The organism is Xanthomonas sp. SHU 166, assembly GCF_000364685.1.
Lineage (GTDB): Bacteria > Pseudomonadota > Gammaproteobacteria > Xanthomonadales > Xanthomonadaceae > Xanthomonas_A > Xanthomonas_A sontii.
The window spans coordinates 1-25,041 of record NZ_AQOJ01000526.1; the positions used below are offsets into that span (position 1 = coordinate 1).

General features: G+C 70.8%; 20 protein-coding genes. 8 read left to right on the forward strand and 12 right to left on the reverse strand.

What is annotated here, in order from left to right:
• Positions 1-162 precede the first annotated feature (162 nt).
• Together D180_RS13475 and D180_RS13480 are read left to right on the forward strand one after the other, a co-directional pair.
• Positions 163-954, forward strand: coding sequence for a PhzF family phenazine biosynthesis protein (locus tag D180_RS13475; protein ID WP_017913200.1), 792 nt, complete (start codon positions 163-165; stop codon positions 952-954).
• Positions 951-1,862 carry a DMT family transporter gene (locus tag D180_RS13480; protein WP_017913201.1) on the forward strand — a complete coding sequence of 304 codons (912 nt, stop codon included), beginning with the start codon at positions 951-953 and terminating at the stop codon, positions 1,860-1,862. The genes D180_RS13475 and D180_RS13480 overlap by 4 nt, the downstream gene beginning before the upstream one ends.
• A gap of 54 nt (positions 1,863-1,916) precedes the next feature.
• Here D180_RS13480 and D180_RS13485 read toward each other — a convergent pair whose 3' ends face one another.
• The 3 genes from D180_RS13485 to D180_RS13495 all read right to left on the reverse strand — a co-directional run bounded on the left by D180_RS13485 (position 1,917) and on the right by D180_RS13495 (position 3,955).
• Positions 1,917-2,255 carry a hypothetical protein gene (locus D180_RS13485; protein WP_017913202.1) on the reverse strand — a complete coding sequence of 113 codons (339 nt, stop codon included), beginning with the start codon at positions 2,253-2,255 and terminating at the stop codon, positions 1,917-1,919.
• An 81-nt stretch (positions 2,256-2,336) separates the two neighbouring features.
• The gene (locus D180_RS13490) at positions 2,337-3,278 is read right to left on the reverse strand and encodes a DegV family protein (RefSeq protein WP_017913203.1); all 942 of its coding nucleotides are present in this window, start codon (positions 3,276-3,278) and stop codon (positions 2,337-2,339) included.
• Between the two features lie 47 nt (positions 3,279-3,325).
• Positions 3,326-3,955, reverse strand: a complete 630-nt coding sequence (locus D180_RS13495) for a DsbA family protein (protein ID WP_017913204.1) — start codon at positions 3,953-3,955, stop codon at positions 3,326-3,328.
• Between the two features lie 317 nt (positions 3,956-4,272).
• On the opposite strand from D180_RS13495, the gene D180_RS13500 reads away from it, so the two are divergent.
• The gene (locus D180_RS13500) at positions 4,273-5,106 is read left to right on the forward strand and encodes a cellulase (RefSeq protein WP_017913205.1); all 834 of its coding nucleotides are present in this window, start codon (positions 4,273-4,275) and stop codon (positions 5,104-5,106) included.
• An 805-nt stretch (positions 5,107-5,911) separates the two neighbouring features.
• On the opposite strand, the gene D180_RS13505 is transcribed toward D180_RS13500, so the two are convergent.
• From D180_RS13505 to D180_RS13515, 3 genes are all read right to left on the reverse strand, one after another.
• Positions 5,912-7,516 carry a rhamnogalacturonan lyase B N-terminal domain-containing protein gene (locus tag D180_RS13505; protein ID WP_043090981.1) on the reverse strand — a complete coding sequence of 535 codons (1,605 nt, stop codon included), beginning with the start codon at positions 7,514-7,516 and terminating at the stop codon, positions 5,912-5,914.
• A 167-nt stretch (positions 7,517-7,683) separates the two neighbouring features.
• Positions 7,684-8,973: an amidohydrolase family protein gene (locus D180_RS13510; protein WP_017913207.1), complete on the reverse strand. Its 1,290-nt coding sequence runs from the start codon at positions 8,971-8,973 to the stop codon at positions 7,684-7,686.
• Positions 8,970-10,370, reverse strand: a complete 1,401-nt coding sequence (locus tag D180_RS13515; protein ID WP_017913208.1) for an amidohydrolase — start codon at positions 10,368-10,370, stop codon at positions 8,970-8,972. The genes D180_RS13510 and D180_RS13515 overlap by 4 nt, the downstream gene beginning before the upstream one ends.
• A 163-nt stretch (positions 10,371-10,533) precedes the next feature.
• Here D180_RS13515 and D180_RS13520 point away from each other — a divergent pair, with 163 nt between their 5' ends.
• A complete protein-coding gene (locus D180_RS13520; RefSeq protein WP_017913209.1) occupies positions 10,534-11,079 on the forward strand; it encodes a DUF924 family protein in 546 nt (181 codons plus the stop codon).
• Between the two features lie 505 nt (positions 11,080-11,584).
• Here D180_RS13520 and grxD read toward each other — a convergent pair.
• Positions 11,585-12,511 (reverse strand): Grx4 family monothiol glutaredoxin, encoded by a 927-nt coding sequence (grxD, locus tag D180_RS13525; protein ID WP_017913210.1) that lies wholly within the window; start codon positions 12,509-12,511, stop codon positions 11,585-11,587.
• A gap of 43 nt (positions 12,512-12,554) precedes the next feature.
• Between grxD and D180_RS13530 the strand changes: the two genes are divergently transcribed.
• Entirely contained in the window at positions 12,555-13,346 is a 792-nt protein-coding gene (locus D180_RS13530) for a polysaccharide deacetylase family protein (RefSeq protein ID WP_193314199.1), read from the forward strand.
• 681 nt (positions 13,347-14,027) lie between these two features.
• Here the strand turns inward: D180_RS13530 and D180_RS13540 are convergent.
• The 3 genes from D180_RS13540 to D180_RS13550 all read right to left on the reverse strand — a co-directional run bounded on the left by D180_RS13540 (position 14,028) and on the right by D180_RS13550 (position 16,772).
• A complete protein-coding gene (locus tag D180_RS13540; protein WP_017913214.1) occupies positions 14,028-14,699 on the reverse strand; it encodes a methyltransferase domain-containing protein in 672 nt (223 codons plus the stop codon).
• A 57-nt stretch (positions 14,700-14,756) separates the two neighbouring features.
• Positions 14,757-15,398: an SGNH/GDSL hydrolase family protein gene (locus D180_RS13545; RefSeq protein ID WP_017913215.1), complete on the reverse strand. Its 642-nt coding sequence runs from the start codon at positions 15,396-15,398 to the stop codon at positions 14,757-14,759.
• 96 nt (positions 15,399-15,494) lie between these two features.
• Positions 15,495-16,772 carry a pyridoxal phosphate-dependent aminotransferase gene (locus D180_RS13550; RefSeq protein WP_017910899.1) on the reverse strand — a complete coding sequence of 426 codons (1,278 nt, stop codon included), beginning with the start codon at positions 16,770-16,772 and terminating at the stop codon, positions 15,495-15,497.
• Positions 16,773-17,080: 308 nt separating this feature from the next.
• On the opposite strand from D180_RS13550, the gene rsgA reads away from it, so the two are divergent.
• The 3 genes from rsgA (at position 17,081) to D180_RS13565 (ending at position 20,231) form a co-directional block, all read left to right on the forward strand.
• Positions 17,081-18,193, forward strand: a complete 1,113-nt coding sequence (gene rsgA, locus D180_RS13555; protein WP_017913216.1) for a ribosome small subunit-dependent GTPase A — start codon at positions 17,081-17,083, stop codon at positions 18,191-18,193.
• 8 nt (positions 18,194-18,201) lie between these two features.
• Positions 18,202-19,446, forward strand: coding sequence for a flavohemoglobin expression-modulating QEGLA motif protein (locus D180_RS13560; protein ID WP_017913217.1), 1,245 nt, complete (start codon positions 18,202-18,204; stop codon positions 19,444-19,446).
• Positions 19,447-19,547: 101 nt separating this feature from the next.
• A complete protein-coding gene (locus D180_RS13565) occupies positions 19,548-20,231 on the forward strand; it encodes a type 1 glutamine amidotransferase domain-containing protein (protein ID WP_017913218.1) in 684 nt (227 codons plus the stop codon).
• A gap of 337 nt (positions 20,232-20,568) precedes the next feature.
• Here D180_RS13565 and D180_RS13570 read toward each other — a convergent pair whose 3' ends face one another.
• Together D180_RS13570 and D180_RS13575 are read right to left on the reverse strand one after the other, a co-directional pair.
• Entirely contained in the window at positions 20,569-22,488 is a 1,920-nt protein-coding gene (locus D180_RS13570) for an alpha-amylase family glycosyl hydrolase (RefSeq protein WP_017913219.1), read from the reverse strand.
• Positions 22,489-22,535: 47 nt separating this feature from the next.
• Positions 22,536-24,995: a TonB-dependent receptor gene (locus D180_RS13575; RefSeq protein WP_017913220.1), complete on the reverse strand. Its 2,460-nt coding sequence runs from the start codon at positions 24,993-24,995 to the stop codon at positions 22,536-22,538.
• Between the last annotated feature and the right edge of the window lie 46 nt (positions 24,996-25,041).

A 25,041-nucleotide genomic window follows, 5' to 3' on the forward strand; every position in this document is an offset into this window, starting at 1 on the left:
GTGCCCTGCGCGATCTGGTCGCGCAGCTGGCTGGCGAGGGCTTCGTACAGGCGCATGCGGCGGCCTCATCTGTATCGGTCGATTTGCAGCGTATCTGACTCTGTGCTGGTCGCCCACCCCGGCGCACACTGGCCCTGTCCTTCCCCATTCCCGAGGCCGCGCGTGCAACTGCCGCTGTTCATCGTCGATGCGTTCACCACGGTGCGGTTCCGCGGCAACCCGGCCGCGGTGGTGCCGCTGCAGGCGTGGTTGCCGGACGCGCTGATGCAGGCCATCGCCAGCGAGAACAATCTGTCGGAGACCGCGTTCTTCGTGCGCGAGGCCGATGGCGCGTTCGCGATCCGTTGGTTCTCGCCGCTGCGCGAAGTGGGGTTCTGCGGCCACGCCACCTTGGCCAGCGCCTTCGTCGTCGCCACCCAGGGCCTGGCGCCGCTGCCGTTGCGGTTCCGCGCCGCGGCGGTCGGCGAACTGGGGGTGGATCGCGAGGCCGACGGGCGCTTCGTCCTGCGCTTTCCGAACCAGGCGCCGACCGCGCTGGCGGCGGTGCCGCAGGCGCTCGCGCAGGCGTTGTCGATCGCGCCGCAGGCGGCGTACCGCAACGACCAGGCCTACATCGCCGTGTACGCGGACGAAGACCAGGTGCGCGCGGTGGTGCCGGACCTGGCGCGGATGCTGGTGCTGGCACCGCGCGATGTCGCGGTCACCGCGCCCGGGCGCGAGCACGATTTCGTCTCGCGCTATTTCTGGCCGGCCAACGGCGGCGCCGAGGATCCGGTGACCGGCTCGATCCACGCCGCGCTGGCGCCGCTGTGGGCGCAGCGCCTGGGCAAGTGCGACCTGCGTGCGTGGCAGGCGTCGGCGCGCGGCGGCGAACTGGACTGCCGGGTGACGCCGGACCACGTGCAGGTGCGTGGCGCGGCGGTGCAGTACCTGCACGGGAGCATCGCGCTGTGAGCGCCGCCGTCGCGACATCCGCGGGCGCGTCCCGGCGGGCACTGTGGCAGCTGTTGCTGGCCGAGGTGTTGATCGGCTCGGTCGGCGTGTTCGTGCACGAGAGCGGCCAGGATCCGGTGACCGCGGTGTTCTACCGCTGCCTGTTCGGCGCGCTGTTCCTGACCGGGTGCGGCCTGCTCGGCGGGCAGTTGCGCGGCCTGTGGCGCGAGCGCGCGCTGCTGCGCGACGCGGCGCTCAGCGGCGTGTTGCTGGTACTCAACTGGGTGGCGCTGTTCGCCGGCATGGCGCGTTCGTCGATCGGCGTGGCGACCATGGTCTACCACGTGTTCCCGTTCGTCATGCTGATCCTGGCGGCGGTGCTGCAGGGCGAGCGCAGCCGCCGTGCCGACCTGGGCTGGACCCTGCTGGCCTTCGTCGGCGTGGCCTGTTCGGCGGACCCGCTGCGGCTGTGGTCCAGCGCCGACCGCGGCTACCTGGGCGGGATCGCGTTGACCCTGCTGGGCGCGCTGCTGTGCGGCGCGTCGTTGCTGATGTCGCGGCGGATCAGCCGCGAGCGGCCGCTGGCGGTGGTGACCGTGCAGTGCTGGGTCGGTGCGGCGATGCTGGCCGGCTTCTCCAGCGGCGCCGCGCTGCACCCCGGTCGCCACTGGTTCTGGCTGGTCGGCCTGGGGGTGATCCACAGCGGCGTGGTGTACGTGCTGTTCTACAGCGCCTACCGGCACCTGCACGTGGCGGCGATCGCAGTCGTGGCCTTCGTCTACCCGCTGGTGACGCTGCTGCTGGACTACCTGCTGTACGGCCACCGGCTGGTGCCGGTGCAGTGGCTGGGCCTGGCGCTGATCGTGCTGGGGACGCTGGCGGTCAATCTGCGCTGGTCCTGGTCACGCCGGGCGGTGGCTGTGTCCTAGCGCGGCACCGCAGAGCGTCTCGGCCACCGCAGTGCGGTGGCCGTGCCGTTCGGCTCAGCGCACGTCGCGCAGTTCCCAGCCGCTGCCGGCGAGCAGGCGCAGGCGCTGCTTGAGGATGTCGCCGGGGATGCTGGTGGTCGCGGACAGGTCGATGCGCAGATCGTCCTGGCGGCCGGTCACCCGTGCTGCCGGATCGGTCACGCCCAGCGCCGGATCGACCTCGTCCGGCTCCGGCTGCATGGCGCGCCAGCGCTCGAACCAGGCCGGATCGCTGAGGGCGGCCTGCAGCTGTTCGGCGAAGGCGTCGGCGCCGTGCGCGGAGAAGCTCAGCGACGGGTTGCTGCCGCGGGCACGGGCGGGATCGGGCAGGCTGATCGAGTAGGTGACGGCCATGGGCATCTCTTGTGGGCGGTACGAAGCGGCGCAGCCTAGCAGAGCCGGCGGCGACCCGCCGTCGACGCGGCCAGCGGGCGATCAGCCGAAGCGCAGCGCCTCCCCGGCGAAGCCCAGCACAAGCGCACCCTTGCCGACATTGACCATGCCGGTCAGGCTCATCACGCTCTCCAGCAGCTCAACGCCGTGGCTGTCGCAGGCCTGACGCAGCGCCGCGTAGCCGGGCAGGGCGCGCAGTTCCGCCAGCTCGCCGCCATAGCTCAGGCACAGCGTGGGCGTCATCAGCCCGGCGGCCACGCGTTTGGCGGCCAGCCCGAACAGGGTCTGCACGGCGTGGTCGAAGCCCTTGAGCTTGGCCACCGGCGCGGTCTCGCCGCGGTGGCAGTGCAGCACCGGCTTGATGTCCAGGGCCGAGCCGAGCGCGGCGCTGAGCAGGCCGACGCTGCGGTCGCCCTTGCTGCGCGCGCGGCTGCGCAGGTAGTACAGGTCGCGCGCGATCATGTAGCCATGGGTGTGCTCGGCCAGCGTTTCCAGCCGCTCGCGGATGGCCTGCACGCCGGCACCGTCGGCACGCATCCGCACCGCCTCGACGGCGATCACCGCCTGCGCGGCGAACAGGTTCTGGGTGTCGATCACCCGCAGCGCGAACGGCGAGGCGTGGCCGGCAGCCTGACGGATCGGCTTGTAGTTGCTGAGGATGGCGAAGCCGGCCTGCTGCGCATGGTCGTGTATCGGGCTGCGGGTCTTGGCGATGGTCAGGCAGAACACGTGGTCGTAGTCGATGACCAGCCGGCTCAGGAACAGCTCGCGGATCTGCGCCACGCTGTACGGCACGGTCTCGGCTTCGGCGCCGTGCGCGCTGACCTGTGCGTGCAGGAACTCCAGCGTCGCCGCTTCGTCGCGGCGATCGGCCAGGACGGTGCCGCCGAGGCGCACGCTGATCGGCAACACCACCAGGTCGTGCTGGGCGATGTAGTCCTGCGGCAGATCGCAGGCGGAATCTACGACGATGCCGATGCGCATCCGCTGAAGCTCCAGTGATTGGGGAGATCGATGGACATGGCGACCGCTCAGGCGTTGCGCTGCACCGCGACCGGCAGCGCGCTCAGGCGCGCCATGTCGCCGCGCTGCAGCAGTTGCGGGTCGGCCAGCACCGCTCGCATCAGCGGGTGCGCGTCGTTGCCCCACAGCAGGGTGTCGTCGATCTGCAGGGTCGGCACGCCGAACACGCCGGCCGCCAGCGCCTGTTCGGTGTTGGCGCGCAGTTGCGCCTTGACCTGCGCATCGGCGGTGGCCGCGGCCACGTCGGCGATCCCCAATGCCTGGCCGACCGGCGCCAGGGCCGCGGCGTCGTCGCCCGCGTGGCCATCGCGCCACAGCCAGTCGAAGAGCGCATCGATGGCCTGCGGCGTGGTGCCGGCGGCGATGCACAGGCGCAGCGCCGTCAGCGGGTTGAACGGATGTGCCGGCGGGAAGCGCAGCGGCACGCCTTGCTGCTGCGCCTGCCACTGCACGAAGTGATAGGTGAACTCGCGCTTGTGCGGCACCTCGGCCGGCCCGCGCGTCTGCAGCTGCGTCAGCACCGCGGCGAACACGATCGGCACCGGCTGGATCCGGGCGAACTCCGGAAGCGCTTTCACCTGCTGCCAGTGCAGATAGGAAAACGGCGAGATGAAATCGAAATACCAGCGCAACGTCATCGTGCTTCTCCGCAGTGACCGATCAGCTTAGCGCGACCTCGCGCGCGCTGCGACTGCGTACATCGGCATGCTGCAGTGCGAGATGTCGCCGCCGACCGTTCGCCCGGCGACCGCAATGCGTAGACGATGCCGTGGGGGAAATCTCGCTGGCACGCGATATCTGTGAAGCGCCGCGCGGCCGTGGCCTGGATCGCGGTAGCGCTATTGCGCTGGCGCATGGCATGCGCGGGTCTTGTCATAGCTCGCGGTACGCGCACCTTGCTAGCGTCCGCCGCGGCAGCAGCTTCGCTGCCCCTGCACGCTCAGGAGAGATCGCCATGCACGCTTCCGCTTCCGTTTCCGCCGCTGCTTCGCCGCGCCTTCCCGCCACGGTCGTCAGGTCGCCGCGCGGCTGGGCGCGGACCCTGCGCGCGCTGTTCGCCACCGCGCTGCTCGCCATCGCGCCGATGGCGCTGGCCGGGCCGTACCAGGTGTACGGCAACCAGTACGCCTGGGTGAACAACTTCAACGACCCCAACAACGTCATCCAGGGCACGTTCCACAGCGGCAGCACGCCGAGCATGACCGTGACCTTCAATTTCCCCAACGCCAGCCTGTACGGCTATCCGGCGATCCTGCGCGGCTCGCACTACGGCTTCAATCCCACTGCCGACCGCACCTTCCCGCGGCAGGTCTCGGCGCTGCGGTCCTTGCCGGCGACCTTCGCGTACTCGTCCGGCGGCAGCAACCTGGCCGGCGACTTCGCCTACGACCTGTTCTTCCGCTGGGACAGCACGGTGTCCTCCAGCGCGATCCCGCAGGCCGAAGTGATGATCTGGGGCGGCCACAACTCGTACCCGATCGGCACGCTCACCGCCAGCAACGTCATCAGCGCCGGCGGCTACACCTTCGATCTGTGGGAAGGCATGAACAGCGCCGCCGGCTACTACGTCTACACCTTCATTCCGCACAACACCGCGGGCCAACCAACCCTGCCGAGCAACGGCAATCTCAACATCGACATCAAGCCGTTCCTGAGCTGGCTGCACACCCATCGCGCGCAGGAAGGGCGCTTCAGCAACGCGATGTACCTGCACGTGGTCGAGGCCGGTTTCGAGGTGGTGCGCGGCAACGGCTGGGCCTGGATCCAGGCCAATATCGGCGCCAACTGACGGCGCCTTGCACAGTGCCGCGTTGTGCCAGGCGGCGCGGGCGATCGGCAGGAACCCGTCGGCATCGCTGGGCGGCAGGCTGTTGCGCACGTCCTCGGCACCGCTGCCGGCGCGTTCCAGCACCGGTGCCAGCGTGCGCAGGCAACCGGCGCGGTCGCCCAGGTGATACTGGGTCAGCGCCAGATCGGTGCGGACCTGCGCGGCGTCCAGCCAGAACAGGGTCTTGCCGCAGCCGTCCAGCAGCGCGGCCAGAGTGCGTTCGGCGTTGGCGTAGTCCTTGGCCTGGTACTGGCGCAGGAAGCGCGCGCGGGTGGCCTCCGCCGCCTCGGGCACGCAGGCCGGCGCGGCGCGTCGGTAGTCGCCTTCGAACCAGGCGCGTGCGCCGCAGTAGTCGCGGCAGGTGTCGGGGGTGAGCGCCTCGACCCGGATGGCGTCGCCCTCGGCGTGCAAGCGGGTGCGGCACAGGGACGCGGGATCGTCGTCGTGCGCGCGGGTGAAGCCGAGTTCGCCCTGCAGCGTGCCGTCCAGCGCACAGGTATGGCCGTTGGCGCCGGTGACGTCGAGCGAGAAGCCCAGGCCGTCGGCGTCGCGCGCCACGTCGAGGCGGTCGCCGCCATCGGCGAGGTAGACGCCGGGTGTGGGCGGCGCGGCGCCTGCGCCACAGGTCACGACCAGCAGCGCCAGCGGCAGCAGGCGCAGGAGGGACAGCGAACTGCGCATCGTGCGTTTCCGTCGGACAAGGCGCGCAGCGTAGCAGCGCCGCGACGTCCTCGCCGGAGAGTGTGGCGCGTCTGCTCGCAGCGCCTCACGGCGCGAGCCATTGCACGCTGTCGAAGACGATGCCCGGGCCGAGGAAACCATTGTCCGGCGAGCCCGAGGCGACGTCGATGTCCAGCGTGTTGAGGCCGGCCTGCAGCGCGCTGGCCGGGATGTCGAACAGATAGACGGTGTTGTTGCCGCGGTAGGTGCCGCGGGTGATGCCGCGGCTGTCCGGCTGCTCCGGCCGCGGCGGCACGGGTCCGCTCCAGCGATCGTTCACCCGCAGCTGCGGGCGGCCGCCGGCCTGGGTCAGGGGGACGAACAGCCGCAGGCGGTAGGCGTGGACCTGGTCCGGCCCGAGCACGAAGGCGATGCGGGTGGGCGTGTTGACGCCGCGCCATTGCGCCGCCGGGAATGCGTCGAGACGGTCGTGGCCCACGCGATAGGTCAGCGGTCCCAATGGCGCCATGCGCCGGTCGGAGGGATGCGCGCGCGCCAGCAACGCGGCGTTGCGGAAACCGGCCGGCGTGCCATCGGGATCGCCGATCTGCCAGATCACCTGGCCGGGCAGCGGGACCGCATGCAGGGCGGCCTGCGCGGTGGCTGCGGCTGCGATCTGCACGGTGTCGTGGGCCACCTCCAGCTCGTTCTGGTACAGCGCGATGCGGTAAGCGCCGGGGCGGATGCCGGCGATGCGGAAGCGGCCGTCGGCATCGGCCCTGGTCCAGTACTGCGCCTGCGCGTTGCGCAGGTCCACCACTGCCGGCTGCCCTGCGTCGATGCCGGAGACCTGGCCGGCCACCGCGCCGCGCGCCGCCGTGCCCAGGAAGCCCTGCAGACCCAGCGACGCGTCGACGAAGCGCAGGTCCGGCGGCACCTGCGCTTCCGCGCCACCGCGGCTGAACTGCAGCACGTACACCCCGTGCAGGCCGCCGCGGTAGGGTTCGGTCTGGGTGTGGTTGGAGAACATGTAGTTGTACAGCTCGTGGGTGCGCGCGGTCCGCTGCGTGGCGATGTCCTTGAAGAACGGCCCGCCCGCGCTGTGCTCGCGATCGCCCATCCACATCCGCACCGCGAGGCCGGGGCCGCTGACGCCATGCACGCTGTCGTCGATCGCGCGCCGCGCCGAGTAGAACTTGGAGCTGGTGCGGCCGTCCGGCAGCAGGAATACGTCCTTGCCCTCGATCGCGGTGCCGATGTTGGAATCCGGTTCGCGCTCGGCGTCGGGCAGCTTGGTTGCGTCGAGGCGGGCGATGAAGCGCAGTTCGCCGACCGGCAGCAGGGTCGGGGCATAGGTGGCCAGGTAGAGCGCGTCGCGGCCCTTGCGCGCCATGTAGTACTGCACCAGGTCGCCAGCGCTGGCCGAGACCACGATGGTGTCGCCGACAGTGCGTGCGGCGACGCGGGCGCTGCCCAGGCCCGAGGCGATCTCCGAGTGCTTGGCTTCCGGACTCTCCAGTTCGACGCCACGGTAGCGCAGGGAGACCACGTCGCCGGTGCGCGCGTCCACGCTGAACTGCAGATCGGCGCCGCTGTCGACGACGAAGCGATCGCCGACCCGAGCGACGCCGAAATCGGCTGCGTCTGCCAGCGCGGGTGCCGCGGCGTACAGGGCGAGGCAGCACAGCAGCAGGCGAAGCAAGCAGGGCATGGCGGCGCGGGCGACGGCAGCGAGGCGCACAGCCTACTGCGCGCGGACGCGGACGCGATGCCGTTTCCGCGCGGCGGTGGGGCAGCGCTCAGGTGCGCATTGCGGGGCGTCGCCACCGGCGGGACGGCATCGTCAGTGCGATGCCGTCCCGGTGTGCTCGACGCGGTTTAGTGCGTGTACGCCTTCGGCAGCGCGCCGTTCTGCTGCATGTAGCGGTCGCGCAGTTCGGTCTGCCGCGAGCGCATCGGGATGGCGCGGCCACCCAGCCAGACCTGCTCGGCGTAGTGCGCCACGTCCAGCGGGTCGCCTTCCCACAGCACCAGGTCGGCGAGCTTGCCCGGGGCGATGCTGCCCAGGCGGTCGCCCACGCCGAAGGCCTCGGCCGGAACCCGGGTCAGGCCGGCCAGGGCGGCGTCCCACGGCAGCCCGTGTGCGACCGCGTTGCCGGCCAGCTGCCGCTGCTTGCGCGCGTTGTGCGCGCCGTCGCCGCCCTGGGTGAAGCTCACCGCCACGCCGGCGGCGTTGAGGCGCGCGGCGTTCTCCAGGGTGGCGCCGATCTGGTCGAAGCTGGCCGGCAGGTCGTCCAGCGCGTTGACGAACACCGGCACCTGCGCCTTCGCCAGTTCCGGCGCCAGCTTCCAGGCCTCGTCGCCGCCGGCGATGGCGATGCGCACCTTCTCGCGTTGTGCCCAACGCAGCAGTTGGCGGATGTCGGCCGCGCGGTTCACCGTCACCACGATGCGGCCCTGGCCGGCGAGGTAGCGCGCCAGTACCGCGCGCCCGGCCGGTGTCAGCAGCGCATGCGGCGAATCGGCGGGCATGCGCCCGCGCGCTTCGGCCACCAACTGGTCGAGCAGCATCCACTGCGCCGCGCGCGACTTGCCGCTCAGTTCCAGCGCATCGCTGCCCAGGTGCAGGTACAGCGCGCGCGGGCCGATCGGGTCGGCGCCGCCGTCCAGGCGCATCACCGCGCCCTGGCCGGCGACGAAGGCGCCGCCGGTGTTGGCGCCGAGCGCGGTGAAGCCGATGCCTTCCACCCGCGCGACCGGGATCAGCACCGATTCGGGGTTGTAGGCCAGGGTCACGTCGAACTCCGGGCGCATCGGCTGGTCGTGCGGCAGGGTCAGCGTGCTGTCGACGGTGGAGGCCTCGCCGGAGACCTCCTCGATGCCGATCTCGGTGATCCCGCCGAACAGCGCCGGGGTCAGCGGCCGGCCCTTGGCCTCGACCACGGCGACGCCGGCTGGCGCGCTCAGGCCGGGGCCGACCGCGCGGATCACGCCGCCCTGGACCAGTACGTCGGCATTGGCGAGGGTGCCGCGGGCGCTGCCGGTGTGCACGGTGGCGCCGCGGATCAGTACGTCCTGGGCGAACCCGGGCGCGCTGCCCAGCAGCAGGCAGACGGCCAGGGCCAGACGCTGCGCCAGGCGGCGGGGCGAGGGTAGGGCGCGGCTCATCGGGCAGCCTCCTGGCCGAGCATGAAATCGGAGGTGGGTTGCAGGCGGCGGTCGGCGCGGTCGTAGACCTGCGCGCCGTCGATGTAGACCTTGTCGGCCAGGGCGTAGGAGCTGAAGGGGTTGCCGTTCCACAGCACCACGTCGGCCATCTTGCCCGGCTCCAGCGAACCGGTCTGCCTGTCGATGCCCAGCGCCTTGGCCGGGTTGCTGGTCAGCCAGCGGATCGCGCGTTCGGGCGGGATGTCCATGCCGGCACGGCGGCCGGCGGCCATCGCCTTGGCCGCTTCCTGGTTGAGCCGCTGGATGCCTTCCTCCGAATCCGAGTGCACGATCGCGCAGCCGTTGGCGGGGCGGTCGACCAGGGCGATGTTCTCCTGGATGCCGTCGAAGGCTTCCATCTTGAAGCCCCACCAGTCGGCCCACAGCGCGCCGCAGACGTTCTCCTGGGCCAGGCGGTCGGCGATCTTGTAGGCCTCCACGCCATGGTGGAAGGCGGCGATCTTGAAGCCGAACTCCTTGGCCAGGTCGAGCATGGTGGTCATCTCGTCGGCGCGGTAGCAGTGGATGTGCACGCGGATGTCGCCGTTGATGGCGCCGGCCAGCGTGTCCAGCTTGAGGTCGCGCTTGCCGCCGCTGTCGCCGCTGCTGTCGTTGTCGCCGTTGCCGCGGCTCCACCAGTGGCGCTTGGGCGGGCTCTTCTGCTTGGGCGCGTTCTTGCGCAGGTATTCGCTGGCGTCGATGAAGGCGGCGCGGTAGCCGGCGACGTTGCCCATGCGCGTGGACGGGCCGCCCTTCTCGCCGTAGACCCGCTTGGGGTTCTCGCCGCAGGCCATCTTCAGGCCCCACGGCGCGCCCGGGAACTTCATTGCCTGGTAGGTGGTGGCCGGCACGTTCTTCAACGTGACGCCGCGGCCGCCGACCAGATTGGCCGAGCCGGGCAGCACCTGCAGCGCGGTGACGCCGCCGGCCAGCGCGGTGCCGAAGCCGGGATCCTGCGGCCAGATCGAATGCTCGGCCCACACGTTCGGGGTCACCGGCGCGGTCGCTTCGTTGCCGTCGCTGTGCGCGCTGACGCCCGGGCTGGGATACACGCCCAGGTGCGAGTGCACGTCGATGATGCCGGGCGTGACCCACTTGCCATGGCCGTCGATGCGGGTGGCGTTGGCCGGCGCGGCCAGCGCGCGGCCGACCGCCTGCACGCGGCCGTCCTGCAGCAGCACGTCGGCATCGTCCAGGCGCTCGCCGGTGCCGGTGAGCACGGTGGCGTGTTCGATCAGCACCGGCACCGACGCCAGCGCGCGATAGGTGCTGGGATAGGGATCGTCGACGAAACGCGAGGCCGCGGCGGCCGGGCCGCACAACGCCACGCCCAGGCAGGCGAGCAACAGATGACGCATCGAATTTTCCCCGGAAGATGAATCCGGCCCTTGCGGCCGTGCCCGCACGCTAGCCCGAGCCGGCGCGCTTGCCAAGTGCGGGTGCGGCATCGGCACGCCTTGCTGCACCGAATCGCGACGCGGAACCTGTTATGCAGCGCGATTCTCGCCCATGGACACCGCAATGACCGACACCCCTGCGCGCACCGTCGTGGATTTCTGGCGCAGTGCCGGCCGCGAACGCTGGTTCGCCGCCAACGACTCCTTCGACGCCAATGTCCGCCAGCATCTGCTGGAGGCGCATCACGCCGCCGCGCGCGGCGAACGCAGCGACTGGCTGACCGACGCCGAAGGCGCGCTGGCGCTGCTGCTGTTGCTCGACCAGGTGCCGCGCAACGTGTTCCGCGGCAGCGCGCATGCCTTCGCCACCGATGGCCTTGCGTGCCGCTATGCCGACCAGGCGCTGGCGGCAGGGTTCGACCAGGAGACCGACGCGGAACTGCGGATGTTCTTCTATCTGCCTTACACACATGCCGAGGACGCGGCGCGGCAGCGCCAGGCGGTGGAGCTGTTCAGCGCGCTCGGCGATGCGGAATCGCTGCAGTGGGCGGTGGTGCACGAAGACGTGATCCAGCGCTTCGGTCGCTTCCCGCACCGCAATATGGCGCTGGGGCGCACGACGACGCCGGAGGAGCTGGCGTTCCTGGATGCGGGTGGGTTTGCTGGTTGAGGGAGGCGGTGCCTGTGCGTTCGCCACTTCATGCGGATGAAGCCACTGGCGCATCGTGTGTCACTGCAGTCGGGACTGAAGTCCCTCCCACAGGGATGCACCAGGCTGCTGGCGCGGCCGCCAGCATTCGCCTGGTACGCGCACCGGAGACACGGAATGCGCTTTTTGTGGGAGCGGCTTCAGCCGCGACGAGCGAAGCCATCGGGCGCATCGTGTGTCACTGCAGTCGGGACTGAAGTCCCTCCTACACGGAGCGCCCGACTTCGGCGCTGCCGTCAGCACTTGCGCAAGACGCCAGGCGAGTGTGTGCCCAGGGTAGGAGCGGCTTCAGCCGCGACCTGGCCTTGCCGGTAAAGCCCGGTCGCGGCTGAAGCCGCTCCTACGGGTGCGCGCGTGTGCGTGTTTGCGCGCTGTGGCGATCGCGGCGCGCGGGCACAAAAAAGGGCGATCGCTTGATCGCCCTTTCGGCGCGCCCGCACGGGACGCAACCCACGAGGTACCTGACTCAGTACTTCGGAACGCTTCCGTCGACTTGGTCGGTCCAGGCGTCGATGCCGCCGACCACGTTGTGCACCTTCGTGAAGCCCAGCGAACGGAAGTGCTCGGCCGCCTGCGCGCTGCGGCCGCCGCGGTGGCACAGGAAGGCCAGCGCGGTGTCCTTCGGCAGCGCTTCCAGTTGCGCGCGCTGCTCGCCGTCGAGGGTGCGGAACGGCACGTTGACCGCCGCCACCGCGCGCTCTTCCGGAGGACGCACGTCCACCAGGATCAGGCCACCGGCGCGTACCTGGTCGTCGGCGTCGCGCGGGCTGAGGTCCTGCACCGGCTTGGGCGCATTGGGATTGTCGATGGCCAGGCCGCGGCCGCGGATGTCGTCCACCCAGTCGATGGTGATGCCGTCGGCGCGGCGCGCGCTGCCCAGGTCGAACTGCACGCGCAGGCCGTTGGACTCGGCGGCGATGGCGTTGGGGTCGGTCGGCGCCAACTGGAAGTTCGGCTGGAACTGCGCGTCGATCGCCAGCGCCAGGCTCGCGCCCGGGGCGTCGGCCAGCGCGCCGCGCAGCATCTCGGCGGCGGCGTCGGTGATGGTGATCGACGGTGGCGTGCGGTCCGGCGCGGCCACGCCGAGCAGTTCGCTCAGCTCGCCGCTGCCGGCCATCTGCAGGATGATGTCGCTGCCGCCGATCAGCTCGCCGTCCACGTACAGCTGCGGGATGGTCGGCCAGTCGCCGTAGACCTTGATGCCCTCGCGGATGTCCTGGTCGGCCAGCACGTTGACGTGGGCGAAGTCGACGCCGAGCTCGTTCAGCGCGCCCACCGCCTTGGCGGAGAACCCGCACTGCGGCATGCCCGGCTGGCCTTTCATGAACAGCACGACGCGGTTGGAGCTGAGCAGCGTTTCGATACGGGAGCGCAGGGCGGGGTCGAGGGACATGGCAGGCAGTCGTCGCAGAGTCGGACCGGTCATTCTACGCCGCATGGCATCATGGGGCATGACAGTTCCGGAAACGCTGCATCGCATCCCGCGCCACCCCTACCGCTGGCTGCCCTGGGCGCTGGCCTCGCAGGCGCTGGTGGCGGGGCTGTGGTGGGCGTATGGCTGGCCAGTCGGCCTGCCGGCGCTGCTACTGTCGCACGCCGCGCTGGTGTTGCCGGTGTTCCTGCCGCGGGCGCGGCTGTACGCGCCGGTGCTGGATCGCCTGCCCGGCAGCGCGCCGCGGGTGTGGCTGACCATCGACGACGGCCCCTCCGACGACACCGTGGCGATCCTGGACCTGCTCGACCGCCACCAGGCCAAGGCCACGTTCTTCCTGGTCGGTGCCCGCGCCGCCGCGCGCCCGCAACTGGTACGCGAGATCCTGCGCCGCGGCCACGGCATCGGCAACCATAGCCAGCACCATCCGCAGGCGTGGTTCTGGGCGCTGGGGCCACGGCGCATGGCGCAGGAAATCGGCCAGGCGCAGCAGACCCTGGCCGCGATCGCCGGCACTGCGCCGCGCTGGTACCGCTCGGTGGTGGGCATGACCAATCCCTTCGTCGCCGCACCACTGCGCCGGCATGGCCTGACCCGGGTGGCCTGGAGCGCGCGCGGCTTCGATGGCGTGCGCTGCGACCCCGCGGTCACCGTCGCGCGCATCGCCCGCGACCTGCAGCCCGGCGCCATCGTGCTGCTGCACGAGGGCGCGGCGCACGGGCACAATCCGGCGATCGTGGAGGGGGTGTTGCAGGCTGTGCAGGCGCGTGGGCTGGAGACGATCTGCCCGACCTGAGGCTGGACGCGCTTCCCCCGCTTGCGCTGTGGCGTGGTGCCGATGCGCATACGCTGCGGCGGCCATGTCCATGCGCGGGCGGCATGCCGACAGGCGCCCGAGGGGTATCTGTCGCTCGCTGCACGGAGTAGTCGGCGCATGCGGCGAAGGCATGACCATCCGGCGTGTGCAGGTGTAGTACAGGCAGCATGGCGCAAGGCCCGGCTGCGCTTTCATCTGGTGCGCTTGTAACTGCGCACCTCCCAGCCGTCTCGCAGGCGAGTGACGAAGCAGTCATAGCCTGCCGCGTGCTGCGCGTCGAAGTACTGGTGCATCTCGGTGCGGTCCGCGAAGACGCGTCGCACGTCCGCGGTCTGGCGCCGTGACGGTGAGCGAATAGCCGCAGCGATCCCTCGCAATGTTGCCAGTAGTGGCGCAACATCCATGTGTCCCTCTGCCGAGTCCGTGGCTGGTCCGGCGGACTATCGCACACCTGAAAACGGTCCGCCAGGAACCGCCAGAGGCCGTCTTTCGCGCACTGCAGCCTTCAGTGCATGGAGGCCATCTCCATGCCGCTGTGCGGCGGCATGGCAGCTTGCAGCGGGGAACGCGCCGACGCGGTGGGCGCTCGCTGTCGCGCGCGCTGGGCCACGATCGGCGAGAAGGTCGTGCAGACCGGGAGTTCGCGCGACAGCTGCGACGTCAACGCGGTTCCGCCACGATCAGCCAGTTGTTGAACGGCGTGTTGCCGTACAGCGGCGCGAAGCTGGCGCGCAGGCCGGCGACGTCGAGCTGGGCCTGCAGGCTGTCGCGGGTGGGATAGGCCTTGGGCAGTTCCTGCATCCAGCCGGCCAGGTGCGCCAACACGTCGGTGATGCGGCTGGTGCGGCCACGGCCGCTGGCATCGCCCAGGCCGCTGCGGATCACCAGCTTGGCTCCGGGCGTGAGCATGCGCGCCACGCTGCGGATCAGGTTGGATTGCATGTCGCGGTCCAGGTACTGCAGCACGTCCAGGATCGCGACGCTGCCGTGGTGCTCGGGCCAGGACTGGCCCAGGTCGACCACCGCGAAATGCGTGTCCTGCAGCCCGTTGCGGGCGGCGATGGCGCCGGCGCGGCGGATCTTGGCCGCGTCGATGTCCACGCCGTGGTAGCGCTGGCGCTGGCCGTCGGCGCGCAGCGCGTGCGCGAGCAGGCCCAGCCCGCAGCCCAGGTCCAGCACCGGCGCGTCGGTGCCGCGCAGCGCGGCGAGCACGCCGGGGTAGAGCGGATCGGTGCGCAGCTTGGTGCGCGTGTAGTAGTAGTCGTAGCGGTTGCCCAGCGGATGCGTGGGCAGGAAGGCGCGGGCGATGGCCAGGGCCTGCGGGCGGGTCATGGGCTGGGTGGTGCTGGCGTCGCGCAATGTCGGTCCTTGGCAGCGGGCGTACGCCAGCTAGGCTAACGCATCGCGTGCCGCCGGCAACAGCCGCGCGGTCCAGCGCGCATACATCGCCGCCGACGGATGCAGCCCGTCCGCGGCCAGCATCGCCGGGTCGCCACCGCCGTCGCGGCTGCAGCCGGTGATGTCGACGAAGCGCACCGCGCGCGCGGCGCAGCAAGCCTGCGCGGCGGCGTTGAAGGCGTCGATCTGCGCACCGATGTGCGCCGGATCGTGGGCGGGTGGCTGCGCGAAGGCGGTCACGCCCCAATCCGGGATCGACACCGCCAGCACCCGCTGCGGCCGCGCGTCGGCGAAGCCGATCGCACGCTGCAGCAGCGCGTCGAACTGCGCGCGGTAGTCGTCGAGCGGGTAGCCGCGGTACTGGTTGTTGACGCCGATCAGCAGCGTCACCAGGTCGAACGGTCCCTGCGGCGCGGCCGTGTCGATGCCGGCGTCCAGTTCGTCGGTGGTCCAGCCGGTGGTAGCCACGATCTGCGGATCGGCCAGCGCGATGCCGTCGCGGCGCAACGCCGCGGCCAGTTGCATCGGCCAGCGTCCGTCGGCGTCCACGCCTTCGCCGATCGTGTAGGAATCGCCCAGCGCCAGGTAGCGCAGCGGTGTGTGCTGGACAGCGGCGAAACGCGCCTGGCTCATCTACGCGGGGCCAGTGGCAGCCCCATCACCGGGACGCGCACTCGCAGGAACGGCGCACGCTTTGCCATTCCCCATTCCCCATTCCCCATTCCCCACTCACCGCCCCACAGCCGCCCGCGGCTTCAGCGGCACCACCTTGGTGGCATCCTCGGCGCGGCGTGCCAGCACGCGGTCGATGCGCGCGAACACCTCGCGCATCGTCGCCGCCTCCGGCAGCAGGGTGACGCGGAAATGGTGCCGGTAGGGCACGTTGAAGCTGGAGCCTGGCACCACCAGCACGCCTTCCTGTTCCATCAGCTCCAGGGCGAACGCGTGATCGTCGAAGCCGCGCGCGGCGGCGCCGACCACCGCCGGGAACGCGTACAGCGCGCCGGCCGGCTGCACCAGCGACAGGTGCTCGCTGGCCGCGCAGGCCTCCAGCACCGCGCGGCGCGTCTCGTACAGGCGCCCGCCCGGGGCGCACAGCGGCGAGATCGTGTCCGGGCCGTTGACCGCGGCATCGATCGCGAACTGGCCGGGGACGTTGGCGCACAGGCGCAGCGCGCCGAGCAGGTCCATGGCGTTGCGGAAATCGCCGACGCGCTCGGCGTCGCCCGACAGCAGCGCCCAGCCCACGCGCCAGCCGCAGGCGCGGTGCACCTTGCTCAGGCCGCCGAAGCTGATGCACGGATGCGCGCCGGCCAGCGGTGCCACCGACACGAATTCCGCGTCGTCGTACAGCACCTGGTCGTAGATCTCGTCGACCATCAGCAGCAGGTTGTGCTTGACCGCGATGGCGACGATCTTCTCCAGCAGCGCCCGCGAGTAGCTGGCGCCGCTGGGGTTGTTCGGGTTGATCAGCACGATGGCGCGGGTGCGCGAGGACACCAGCGTCTCGATCTCCACCGGGTCGGGCTGGAAGCCGTTCTCCGGCGCGCAGCGGTAGTACACCGGGCGGCCGTCGTTGAGGATGGTGGCGGCCGACCACAGCGGGTAGTCGGGCGAGGGCACCAGCACTTCGTCGCCCGGGTTGAGCAGCGCGCGCAGCGACAGGTCGATCAGCTCGCTGACGCCGTTGCCGACGAAGATGCGGTCCGGGTGCGCGTCTGGATGCTGGCGCCGGGCGTAGGCCGCGGCGATCGCCTCGCGCGCCTCCGGCAGGCCCTGCTGGTGGGTATAGGGATCGGTGCGGCCCATGTCGTCGGCGATCGCGCGCTGCAGATGTTCCGGGGCACGGAAGCCGAACGCGCCGGGATTGCCGATGTTGAGCTTGATCAGTTTGCGCCCCTGGGCCTCCAGCTCGCGGGCTCGCCGTGCCAGTTCGCCGCGAATCTCGTAGCGGACTTCGGACAGGCGTTCGCGGATCGCGAGCGGCTTGATCGGCAGGGTGGGCATCGCATTGGCCGGTGGGGCGTGGGACCTGCATGGTAGCGGAAATGTGACACCGCGGCGGGGCGGTGGGGCGCCGTGGTGGCGGGTCGTCTACGACGCCCGGCCGCCACGCTAGGCGCTGCATTGGACGAGGCCCCGTGGCTGGCCCGTGTGGCTGCCACACACGCGTCGCGCGGATCATGCGCCGCTGCTGGCGACTCCCGGGACGCCGCCTGCGGCGCGGGCCAACCACGCAAGGCGCCGCCCTGCGCGTGTCCCAGTGGCCGCCCTGCGCTCACCTTTGGGCGCGGCGCACCCTCTAGAATTCGCCCATGACCACCTCCCCGATCGACTTCGACGCGTTGCGCCCCATCGGCTGGCCCTGGCCCGGAATGCCCGAGGAGCCGGCCTGGCGCGCGCTGTTCGAGACGCATCCGCAGGCGCGGCCGGCGCGGGTGGTGGAGCAGCACCGCACCGGCTATGTGGTCGCCGATGCGGTGGACACCGGATTCAAGGTCGAATCGCTGCCGGACTGGCAGCGGCCGCGCTTTCCCAGCCACGAGCGCGCCGCGGTCGGCGATTGGGTGTTGCTGGAGGACACGCGCATCGTCGCGCTGCTGCCGCGGCGCACCGCGATCAAGCGCGGCGCCGCCGGCGAGCACTACCACCAGCAGGTGATCGCGGCCAACATCGACACGGTGTTCATCGTCTGCGGCCTGGATGCGGACTTCAATCCGCGGCGGATCGAGCGCTATCTGCTGCTGGTGGGCGGCGGCGGTGCGGCGCCGGTGGTGGTGCTGACCAAGGCCGACCTCACCGAGTACGCCGCCGACGCGCTGGCGGTGCTGGAGGAACTGGCGGCGCAGGCGATCCCGCTGCTCACGGTCAACGCCCGCCAGGCCGACAGTGTCGACGCGCTGCGGCCGTGGCTGGGGCCGGGGCAGACCGCGGTGCTGGTCGGCTCGTCCGGTGCCGGCAAGTCCACCCTCACCAACACCCTGCTGGGCGTGCAGAAGATGCGCACCGCGGCGGTGCGCGCCACCGACTCGCGCGGCCGCCACACCACCACCCATCGCGCGCTGCTGCCGTTGCCGTCCGGCGCCTGCCTGATCGACACCCCCGGCATGCGCGAACTCAAGCCCACCGGTGAGGAAGACCTGGCCGAAGGCGGTTTCGCCGACATCGAGGCGCTGGCCGCGCAGTGCCGCTTCAACGACTGCGCGCATCAGGCCGAGCCGGGCTGCGCGGTGCAGGCGGCGATCGAGCGCGGCGAGATCGAGGAGGCGCGCCTGGCCAACTACCTGAAGCTGCGCGACGAGGTCGCTGGTGCCGCCGGCAAGCTGGCGCAGCGTCAGGCGCAGAACGCGGCCGCCGGCCGCAGCGGCAAGCCCAGCGGTGGCAAACCGGGTGGCAAGCGTCCGCCACCGCGGACCCTGCGCCGCTGAGGCCAGGCGTGGCCAAGCGCGCGCTGCCCGTTGAGATCCGCCATCATGCCGCGCTCGATGCACGGCTGGTCAAGGCGGTGCGCGGCATCCGCCTGCTGGCCCTGGCCAGTTGGCCGGTGGCGCTGCAGACGCCGTTCCTTGAGAGCGTGGCGCGCGGCCAGCCGCAACTGCCGCAGGTGGACTACCCCAGGCTGGATTTCGCCGACACCCGCCGCGAGCTCGCGGCGATCGCCGAGGCCGCCGATCCGGCACATCCGCTCGGCGCCTACCTGCAGGCCTCGGTGCACAGCTGGGATCTGGCCGCCGCCCTGCTGGAAGCGCTCGGTACGCTGGCGGTGGGGATGTATTCGGCGCAGTTGTTCGGCGTGCCGGACGACCCGATGCCCGGCCACGGTCCCACCACCCGCGAGGCCGCCGGCCATTTCATCCGCATCGCCCAGGAACTGGACCGCGAGTTGTTCTCGGCCGAGGAGCAGGTGCCGGTGTCGGCCACCGCGTTGCGCCTGCTGCTGCAGCGCGACCTGGACGAGTTCTTCGGCGCGCGGGTGATCACGGTGGAACTGGATCCGGACCTGCTGGCCAAGGCCGCCGCCGGCGCACAGCGCATCCGCCTGCGCTCCGGCGCGCATTTCAGCGACTACGACCGCGCGCAACTGTTCCACCACGAGGCGCTGGTGCATTCGCTGACCGCGCTCAATGGCCGGCAACAGGCGCAGTTGCCGAGCCTGGCGCTGTCCTCGCCGCGCACCACCGCCACCCAGGAAGGCCTGGCGACCTTCGCCGAGCAGATCACCGGCAGCATCGACATCGAGCGGATGAAGCGGATCAGCCTGCGCATCGAGGCGATCGCGCTGGCCCGCGACGGCGCCGACTTCATCGAGGTGTTCCGCTACTTCGATGCGGCCGGGCAGGCGCCTGCGGAGAGCTTCTCCTCGGCGCAGCGCGTGTTCCGCGGCGTGCCGACCACCGGCGGCGCCGCATTCACCAAGGACACCGTGTACCTGCGCGGGCTGGTGTCGGTGCACACCTTCTTCCGCCAGGCGCTGCAGCGCGACCGGCTGCCGCTGTGCCGCTGGCTGTTCGCCGGCAAGATGGCGCTGGAGGACGTGGCCGCGTTCGCGCCGCTGTTCGAGTCCGGCGTGCTGGCACCGCCGCGCTGGTTGCCGACGTGGGTCGCGCGCGCCAGCGGCCTGGCCGGGATGCTGGCGTTCTCGCTGTTCGCCAACCGGATTCGCATGGATCAGGTGGACTGAACGGCGCCACGCGGCGCTCACCCGCCGCGAATGTGCGGCTGCCGATACTGCGGCGCCCGGCCTGCCTCCGCATGGCCGCTTCCCCTCACGAGGAGACCCGCATGAAGATCCTGATGGTGCTGACGTCGCACGACCGCCTCGGCGACACCGGCCACAAGACCGGCTTCTGGCTGGAAGAATTTGCCGCGCCGTACTACACGTTCAAGGATGCCGGTGCCGAACTGACCCTGGCGTCGCCCAAGGGCGGGCAACCGCCGCTGGACCCGAAGAGCGATGCGGCGGACGCACAGACCGAAGCGACTCGCCGCTTCAAGGGCGACCCGGCGGCGCAGCAGCAACTGGCGAGCACGCATCCGCTGGCATCGGTGCGCGTGGACGACTACGCCGCGCTGTTCTACCCGGGCGGCCACGGCCCGCTCTGGGACCTGGCCGAGGACCGCGACTCCATCGCCCTGATCGAAGCGTTCGCACGCGCCGACAAGCCGATCGGCTTCGTCTGCCATGCGCCGGGCGTGCTGCGCCGGGTGACGGCGGCCGATGGCTCGCCGCTGGTGAAGGGCCGTCGCGTCACCGGCTTCACCAACAGCGAGGAAGCCGCGGTGGGTCTGACCGACGTGGTGCCGTTCCTGGTCGAGGACGAACTGCAGCGCCTGGGCGGCCAGTACAGCAAGGTCGCCGATTGGGGCGTGCACGTGGTCGAGGACGGCCGCCTGGTCACCGGGCAGAACCCAGCCTCGTCCGAGGCGGCGGCCGAAGCGTTGCTGGGAATGCTGCGCGGGAAGTGAGCACTCATCGAGCGCGATGATGGCAAGGCTAACTTGCCATTTTCGGTACGCGAGGTGCTTTGGTTTGCGCTGGGGTGATGACGTAGCGGTTGAAGCGCAACCTCGTGCCGCTTTTGTAGCCTTCGCCGTTTGTCCTCTATAGGAGCGGCTTCAGCCGCGACGGGCGTTCGCACTGATGCCGGTCGCGGCTGAAGCCGCCCCTACGAGGCCTAGTAGATGTGCCGCCGCGTGCCAGCCAGGGTGCGCGCCTGTGGGAGGGACTTCAGTCCCGACTGCACGCACTCGAAAGCGCAGACGCAAAGCAGCGGCGCTGATAGGCGCCGCTGCTGTTTTCGGCTCAGCCGCGCAGCCACCAACGCAGGCCGTACGCGGGCAGGATGCCGCTCCAGTTCGCCAAGGTGGCGGGGTCGTTGCCGCCATCGGCGATGGTGGACCAGTCATCTCCTTCAAGTGCATCGGTGACGTCGACCGCCATTGGCTGTGCGCTGAAGTTGTAGATCGCCACGAAGTCCTCGCCGCGCGCCAAACCGAGCAGGGCGGGATCGCCCAGCGGCACGGCACGCAACGGCTGGTCGGCGGCCAGTGCCGCAGTGGCGGCACGCGCGGCGATCAACCCGCGCAGGCGGGTGTAGACCTGGCCGGGCAGGCTGTCGGTGTCGTGGCGTTGCGCCGCGCGTGCCCAGTCCATGACCGGGCGATGCAGCCAGCGGCCTTCGTGCTGGCGCAGCGGGTCGTCGCGGTATGCCTCGTCGTTGCCCAGGGCCAGTTCGTCGCCCATGTACAACAGCGGGATGCCCGGCATCGCCAGCGCCACCGCGTACAGCAACACCAGGCGGCGCACGCCCAGTTCCAGCGCATCGGCATCATCGGTGACCAGCGCTGCCGTGATGCCGGTCAGGGCCGCGCTCATGCCGTTGCTGCCGTGCACTCCATCGCCGCTGCTCTGGAAGGCTTCGCCGCGCGCGTAGCTGTCCGCTGTGTCGCCGGCGTAGAACTGGGCGATGCGCGCCAGCGCGAACGGCGCCACGCCATCGCCACCGGCGGCTTCGCGCTGCAGCACGTTCCAGCCGATATCGTCATGGCAGCGTACGTAGCTGAGCCAGCCGCAGGCCGGCGGCAGCGCCGGCGTGTGTGCGATCGCCGCCTGCACGATGTCGCCGCGCTGCTCGGCCAGGGCCACCCAGCCGGCCGCCATCAGCGTGCTGTGGTAGGCCAGGTGGCATTCGTGGCCGCGCGCGGCGCCGTCGCCAAAGTAGGGCGGCAACTGCGCCATCGGCACGATCGCCTCGGCCTTCAGCAGGACCGCCGGCGCAAGGATGTCGGTGAGCGCGCGCAGCGCCTGCAGGATGGTGTGCGCCTCCGGCTGGTTCATGCAATCGGTGCCGGGACGCTTCCACAGGTAGGCGGTGGAATCCAGGCGGAACACCTCCACGCCCAGGTTGGCCAGGCGCAGCAGCGCCAGCGCCATCTCGCCGAACACCGCCGGATTGCTCCAGTCCAGATCCCATTGGTAGGGATAGAACGTGGTCCACAGCCACGCGTCGGCGTCCTCCACCCAGGTGAAGTTGCCCGGCGCGGTGTGCGGGAACACCTGGCCCAGGGGGCGCTCGTAGGCATCCACCGCGTCGCGGTCGCGAAAGTGGTGGTAGTAGTCCAGATACCGCGCATCGCCGCGCTTGGCTGCCAGCGCCCAGGGATGGTCGTCGGCGGTGTGGTTGAGCACGAAGTCGGCGCACAGGCTGATGCCGGCCGCGCGCAGGCGTGCGGTCAGTGCCGCCAGGTCGGCGGTGTCGCCGAGGCGCGGTTCGACCTGGCCGTAGTCGCTGACCGCGAAGCCGCCGTCGTTGTCGCCTGCGCGCGCGCGCAGGAACGGCAGCAGGTGCAGGTAGCGAACACCCAGTTCCTGCAGGTAGGGCACGCGTTCGCCGACGCCATGCAAGGTCCCGGCGAAGCGGTCGACATAGGCGCTGTAGCCGAGCATCGCCGGGGTGGCGAACCAGTCGGGCGCGCGCTCGGCATCGAGCTGGCGCAGCGCCGACGGCCGCGCGTTGGCGGTGGCCGCCAATTGCGTCAGCCACTGCGGCAACCACTGCGCGAAGGCCGGATGCGCAGCGTACAGCGCATGCAATGGGGCGAGCAGGCGTTCGCCGTGGCGCTGCAGGCGCGGCAGCAGCGCGTCGGCGGTAGCCGGATGCAGATGCGCCTGCCACAGGGTATGGGCGAGCGCGGACAGTGCGGAAGGGGCGGGTGCGGTCATGGGGGGCTTGGCCGCGCCCCCGGTGGGGCGCGGATGTGCGGTCCTCGTCAGAAGTCGTAGCGCAGGCTGATGCTGGAAGTGCGGCCCGGGATCGAGCGCGCACGGATCACGCCGGAAGCCGCGTCGGCGATCGACGCTTCCTCCGCTTCGGTCAGGCCGAAGGTGTTGAACAGGTTGTTGACGTTGAGCGAGACGGTCAGCGCATCGGTGATGCGGTAGTCGCCGAACAGATTGACCTGGGTGTAGCCGGGCATCTTCAGCTGATTGCTGTCCTGGGTGTAGGCCGAACTGGTGCCGATCGCGTTGACCCCGACCTGGTAGCGCTCGCCGCGGTAGCTCGGCGTCAGCTGCCAGACGAAGCGCGCCTGCCGACGCGGGGTGTTGCCGGCGTTGGCCGGGGTGATCTGGTCCTTGTCGATGGTGGCGTCTGTCCAGGTCAGGCCACCGTTGAGGGTGAAGCCGCCGGTGCGGTATGCGGCTTCCAGCTCGAGGCCGTGCGCCTTGTAGGTGCGGTCGAAGAAGCGCTGGGTGGTGGCTTCGTAATTCTGCTCCTGGGTGCGCGCGGCGAAGGCGGTGGCGAACAGGCTCAGCCCGCCGCTGCGCCACTTCAAGCCGCCCTCAAGCTGCTTGACCACGTTCACCGCCTCGTTGGAGGACACCGAGCCGTCGTCGCGGACCACGCCGAACAGCAGGCGGTCGGCGTTGGCGCGGGCGCCGCGGCTGTAGCGCGCGAATGCGGCCAGGTCGTCGTTGAGCATGTAGTTGCCGCCGAACGAATACGACAGGTAGTTCCAGTCGTAGCGCACCGGCTTGGGGTTGGCGTAGTCGATGGTCGCCACGCGTTGCTCCGGCGCCTCGATCACGCCGTCGCCGTTCACGTCGACATTGCTGGCCAGCACGCCGCCGGCGGTGTTGCCGCGCGCGCGGCCCATGTCGTAGCGCAGGCTGCCGTCCACGCTCAGCGGGCCCTGGTCCCAGCTCAGCGCCAGGTACGGCGCGTTGATGTCGTAACGCACGTCGTAGTGGCGGGTGTTGTCCAGTCCCCAATACGGCACGCCGTAGGCATACAGGCCGTCCTGCGAGCGCAGACTGCCGTCGGCGGCGACCACGTCCAGCAGCCGCGGGCGGTGCCCCAGCGACTGCACGTAGGAGTTCCAGGTCCAGTCCACGTCGATGGTCTGCCGCGAGGCGTACCAGCCGGCCTTGAGGTTGAGGTTGCCGCCGTCGCCGCTGCCGAAGTCGCGCGCCAGGCTGAGGTCGTTGACCGCGTTGCCCAGGTCGTTGAGGTGCACGTTGAACAGATGCGTGCGCAGCGCCAGGCCGGTGTAGGCCTGGCCGGCGTTCGGGCCGTCGACGTAGCGCAGGCCGGCGCCGCCGCCGCCGATGCTCGCCGCCAGCGCGCCGGCATCGGCGACTTGCGCCGGGAACGGCGAAACGAAGCGGCCGGAGGTGTCGGCGATGCGGAACTTGTCGGTCAGGGTCCAGCCGCCGCCGATGTCGAACTGCGCCTCGGCGCCGAACGCGCGCGACAGCGGGTGCATGCCGTCGCCCAGTTCCACCCGCGAGGGCTTGTTGCCGCCATCGAGGGTGGCGCTGCTGCGGAAGTACGGGCTGTACAGCGTGTCGGTGCCGGGATCGAAACCGTCGATGCTGCCGAAGTGCGGCGACCCGTCGCTGCCGCTGACCCGCGTGGGAACCGGCAGGTAGCCGGCGGCGCGGTCGTTGAGGTACTTGGCGTAGACGCGCACGTAACCGTTGTCGAACAGCCGGGTCAGGTTGGCCTTGAGCTGGCCGCCCTTGTCGGTGGTGTAGCCGGCATCGCGCACGCCATCGCCGCGGCGGTAGAAGCCGCCGACGTTGAACTGCCAGTGCTCGGCGAACGGTGCGCCGTAGTCGAAGTCCAGGCGGGTGTTGTCGTAGCCGCCCAGGCCGCGGGTGAGGCCGACGCTGCCGCCGGCGGTGTCGCCGGTCTTGCTGATGAAGTTGATGATGCCGCCGGGTGAGTTGCTGGCGAAGGTGGAGGCCGAGCCGCCGCGAATCGCTTCGATGCGCTCCAGGCTGTAGTCCGCGCGCAGGAAGATGTCGGCGTTGCCGAAGGCGATGTCGCCGAACTCCAGCACCGGCAGCCCGTCTTCCTGCAACTGCAGGAACTTGGCGCCGCCGGAGGCGACCGGCAGGCCGCGCACGGCGATGTTGGCGTTGCCTTCGCCGCCGCTGGATTCGGAGCGGATGCCGGGGATGTTGCGGAAGATCTCGGCGGTGCTGCGCGGCGCCGACTGTTCGATCGCCTCGGCGCCGACCGTGCTCACCGAGACGCTGGACTTGAGCTTGCTCTTGGGCGTGGCGGTGCCGGTGACGAACACCGAGTCCAGGCTGACCACGTCGCCCTGCGCCGCCGGGGCGTCGGCAGCGGCGGGCGTGGCCTGTTGCGCGAGCGCCGCCGGTGCGGACAGCGCCGCGGCGACGGCCAGGGCCAGGGTCTGCAGGCGGATCGAAGGGTGGTGCATCGCTGTCTCTCCCGAAGCGAGTGGTGCAGTGGGTGGCGGGGCGCCG